This window comes from Streptomyces sp. SID3343 (assembly GCF_009865215.1).
Lineage (GTDB): Bacteria > Actinomycetota > Actinomycetes > Streptomycetales > Streptomycetaceae > Embleya.
This window is the reverse complement of record NZ_WWJX01001395.1, coordinates 1-4,204: the sequence shown is the minus strand read 5'-3', so window position 1 is coordinate 4,204 and position 4,204 is coordinate 1. Positions and strand designations below refer to the sequence as shown.

The 4,204-nt window shown below is 68.3% G+C and carries 5 protein-coding genes; 4 read left to right on the top strand and 1 reads right to left on the bottom strand.

Going from position 1 to position 4,204, the window contains the following annotated elements; genetic code table 11:
- Positions 1–442, top strand: a 442-nt coding sequence (locus GT354_RS44450; RefSeq protein WP_161362922.1) for a sortase, incomplete at its 5' end; no start/stop codon positions are given.
- Between the two features lie 181 nt (positions 443–623).
- Complete coding sequence (locus GT354_RS44445) at positions 624–1,994, top strand: HNH endonuclease (RefSeq protein ID WP_161362920.1); 1,371 nt, start codon at positions 624–626, stop codon at positions 1,992–1,994.
- A gap of 20 nt (positions 1,995–2,014) precedes the next feature.
- Here GT354_RS44445 and GT354_RS44440 read toward each other — a convergent pair whose 3' ends face one another.
- On the bottom strand, positions 2,015–2,347 hold the full coding sequence (locus GT354_RS44440; RefSeq protein ID WP_161362918.1) for a glyoxalase superfamily protein: 333 nt from the start codon (positions 2,345–2,347) through the stop codon (positions 2,015–2,017).
- Positions 2,348–2,446: 99 nt separating this feature from the next.
- Between GT354_RS44440 and GT354_RS44435 the strand changes: the two genes are divergently transcribed.
- Together GT354_RS44435 and GT354_RS44430 are read left to right on the top strand one after the other, a co-directional pair.
- Complete coding sequence (locus GT354_RS44435) at positions 2,447–3,820, top strand: NADP-dependent succinic semialdehyde dehydrogenase (RefSeq protein WP_161362916.1); 1,374 nt, start codon at positions 2,447–2,449, stop codon at positions 3,818–3,820.
- 24 nt (positions 3,821–3,844) lie between these two features.
- Positions 3,845–4,183: a YkvA family protein gene (locus GT354_RS44430; protein ID WP_161362914.1), complete on the top strand. Its 339-nt coding sequence runs from the start codon at positions 3,845–3,847 to the stop codon at positions 4,181–4,183.
- Positions 4,184–4,204: the final 21 nt, after the last annotated feature.

Sequence of the window (4,204 nt, the reverse complement as noted above, 5' to 3'; positions counted from 1 at the left end):
CGCGTCCGCGGCCCCGCCGTCGGGCCTGCCCACCGCGCCGCCGATCGCCGGGCTGGGCACGATCCGCCTCCCGGGCGAGGGAGATCGCGTCCGCGCCCTCGACGAGGGCACCCGCACCGAGACCCTGGACGCCGACCGCATCGGCCACTACTCCCACACCGCGGCTCCCGGCCAACCCGGCAACTTCGCGGTGGCGGGCCGCGACGCCATCCGCACCCTCTCGACAGGCGACATCGTGGTCGTCGAAGTCCCGTCCGGCTCCTACCACTACCGCATCGACAAAACCGAACACAACGTCCCACCCCAGTCGGTAGACATCCTGAACCCCATCCCCGCCCGCTCGGACTACCACACCCCAGGCTCCTACATCACCCTGACCGCCCCCTCCACCACCAACACCCGCTCCCACTTCGTAGCCTGGGGCACCCTCCTCCCCACCTGACCCACCCCGACCGGACCGGATGGTGAAGGGCGATGTTCCTCACCCGACTTCGGTAGCACGAGCACGTCACGGTCGACCGGCGCAAAGCGTGCCGCAGGGGCAACCATCGCTCGCGTCCTCGTAGTCGGCGTGGCAAGGTGATGCGGACCTACAGGACGGTTGCGGGGGGACGGGGCAGAACATGGGGCTGTTGCTGGAAGTGGGGAAGTGCTACCGGTACGCCAGGCCGAAGGACGCGGGCCCCGCGGTCAAGGGCGGGTTGCCCAACTTTTGGCACGTCACGAACACTCCGGGCGAGAAGCGTGCCCTTCTCGAGTCCGGCATCAACGGTATCGCCGTGGTAAAGGCGATCGACGGCCCGCGACGTCCCGCGGTGCTCATCCGGTCCAGTCCCTGGAAGGCCGGGACCGTAGAGACACCTTGGCACGACCGTTTCGGGGACGACGGGGCCACCCTCCGGTACTTCGGTGACCACAAGCCCGGTGAGAAGCAATCGGTCGGGGCCACCAAGGGAAACGCCACCCTGCTCGCAGCTTGGGGGCGTCAGTTGGCCCTCGTCGTTGCCGATCGACGTCGTGCCGAGCCGTTGCTGATCTTCAGCTCGGTTCCGTACGAAGGTCGACAGAAGGGGCAGGTTCGGTTCGACGGTGTCGGCCTCATCGAAAACGTCGAACGTGTCGAACAGGGCGGAGGCCCGGACGCCGGCACGTTCCCCAACTACGCCTATGACATGTCGCTCATCAGCCTCGAAGACAATCGCATGGACTGGAATTGGATAGTGGCTCGTCGCAATCCGACCGTGTCCTTGGACCAGGCGCTGAAGGCCGCTCCTCCGGCCTGGCAGGAATGGGTCGAGCAGGGGCGATCGGCCTTGGCTCGTGTTCGTCGGCGTGGGCTCGGCATACCGCAAAGTTCCGCACAGAAGGACCTCTTGCCTGACTCCGGTGGGCCGGATGCCGACGCAAACGCCACGGCGCACCTCGACGACGCCGTCTCGAACCGGGAACGGCTGATCGGCGAAACCGGCGTCCTGGTCGATGACGTGCAGGCTCACCTGGGCGCGATCGCTGCCGTGAGCGGCACGGAAGTCGTCGGGGACGAACACGACATGTACGAGGTCCTGAGCCTCCTGGACCACACGACCGCAGGTGTGGCGCCACCCGCAGTGCAGCCCGTCACCAGGCGCGAGATCCTGCTGTGGCAGTTGATCCGAGACGTCGGCCTCGCCCGCAAGGTGAAGGCGCTGCACAACAACGAGTGCCAGGTCTGTGGGCTTCGGCTGGAGATCAGTTCCGGCCCCTCCAGCCAGGCCGCGCACATTCGGGGCCTGGGGAGACCAGACCACGGTCCGGACGAACTGTCGAATCTCTTGTGCCTGTGCCCGAACCACCACGTGCTGTTCGACGGTCTGGCCATCTATGTCGATGCGCACGGCATGGTCCGGCAGACGAAGAACGGGCAGGCAGTGGAGAAGCTGCGGCGCAACCCTGGACACGACATCGACGAAGGGCACCTCGAGCATCACCGCCGGCGGTGTCTGCAGGCGGTGTGAGCGATGTAGGCCGGTGAACCTCAGTCCGTCGGAGTGCCCAGGCGTAGGCGGTTGCCGTCCGGGTCGGTCAGGTGGACTTCCTTGGCCCAGGGGGCTTGTTCGACGGGGGTGGTGAATTCCTTGGCTACTTCGTCGATGTTGTGGATGCGTAGGTAGATCAGGGTGTTCGGGCCGGCGTCGCCGGTGTGTTCGGAGAGGAAGAGGCGGACTTCGCCTCTGGCGATCTCGACGAAGGCGGGGAGGTCGGGTTCGAAGCGGTGTTCCCATTGCTTGGTGAAGCCCAGGCGGGCGTACCAGGTGACGGATTCGGTGGCGTCGGAGACGCGCAGGATCGGGATGGCCTGTTCGTTCATGTGGGCATGGTTTCAGGGTTTTGTGTGGCTCGGGGCGGGGTGGGTAACGGGGCGGCGGGGGAAGCCGGCGACTGATTTCGTTTCGTTTTTGGAGGACTCATGGCCATCGCGTCCGTCAATCCGGCCACCGGTGAGACGTGGAAGGAGTTCTCGGCGCTGACCGAGCAGGAGATCGACGCGTGCATCGCGCGGTCCGACGAGGTGTTTCGGGCGCATCGGCGTGACACGTATGCCGTGCGGGCGGGGCACATGCGTCGGGTGGGGGGACTGCTCGACGCGGAGCGGGCCGACGTCGCGCGGCTGATGACGGCGGAGATGGGCAAGACGATCGCCGCTGCCGAGGCCGAGGTGGCCAAGTGTGCGAAGTTGTGTCGGTTCTACGCCGAGCGGGCCGAGGGGTTCCTGGCCGAGGAGCCGGCCGACGCGGCGGCGGTCGGGGCGCGGCGGGCGTACGTGCGGTACGAGCCGCTGGGGCCCGTGCTCGCCGTGATGCCGTGGAACTTCCCGCTGTGGCAGGCCATGCGGTTCGCCGTGCCGGCGTTGATGGCGGGCAATACCGGGTTGCTCAAGCACGCGTCCAACGTGCCGCAGACCGCCCTGTACATGGGGGACCTGTTCACCCGTGGCGGCTTCCCCGAGGGCGCCTTCCAGACGCTGCTGATCGGGTCGAAGCAGGTCGAGCACGTGCTGTCGGATCCGCGCGTGGTCGCCGCGACGCTGACCGGCAGCGAGGGCGCGGGCCGCTCGATCGCGGCCATCGCGGGGCGTGAGTTGAAGAAGACCGTCCTGGAACTCGGCGGCTCGGATCCGTTCCTGGTCCTGCCGTCCGCCGACATCGAGGCCGCCGCGAAGACCGCGACCACCGCCCGGACCCAGAACAACGGCCAGAGCTGCATCGCCGCCAAGCGGTTCATCGTGCACGCCGACGTCTACGACGCCTTCGCCCGGGCCTTCACCGCGAACATGTCGGCGCTCAAGGTCGGCGACCCGACCGCGCCGGGCACCGACGTCGGCCCGCTCGCGCAGGAGCAGGGCGTACGGGACGTCACCGAGCAGGTCGACGACGCCAAGGCCAAGGGCGCGCGCGTGCTGTGCGGCGGCGAACGCCCGCACGGGCCCGGGTGGTTCTACCCGCCGACCATCGTCGCCGACCTGACCCCCGACATGCGGATGTACGCCGAGGAGGTGTTCGGCCCGGTCGCCGGGCTGTACAAGGTCGCCGACCTCGACGAGGCGATCACCCTCGCCAACGCGACCCCGTTCGGGCTCGGCGCCAACGCGTGGACCACCGACGACGCCGAACAGCGGCGCTGCGCGCAAGAGTTGGCGGCGGGGGCGGTGTTCGTCAACGGGATGGTGACGTCGTATCCCGAATTGCCGTTCGGCGGCATCAAGACCAGTGGCTACGGTCGCGAGCTCGCGCAGTTGGGCATCCGCGAGTTCTGCAACGCCAAGACGGTCTGGATGGGCTGAGTCGGACGGGGCAGACGTCCACTCGTGGACACCTGGGTTTGGATCCTGATCGCCGTCGCGGCGGCGGTCTTCGTGGCGACGCTCGTGGTCGTCGTGGTGCTGTTCCGCAGGCTCCTGCGCACCGGCAGGCTGCTGCGCGGCCCCGACGCGACGACGGGCGACAAGATGCTGTTCTACGGGGCATTGATCTACGCGATCAGCCCGGTGGATCTGCTGCCCGACCCGATCCTGATCGACGACATCGCGGTCCTGATGTACGCGCTGCGCACGCTGGGCGCGAAGACCGCGCGCCCGGCCGCGCAGCCGCCCCCGCCCTCGCCCCCGCAGCCGACCCCGATCACGCGCTCGAAGAGGACCCGGTAGACCCACCGGACCCACCGGCCC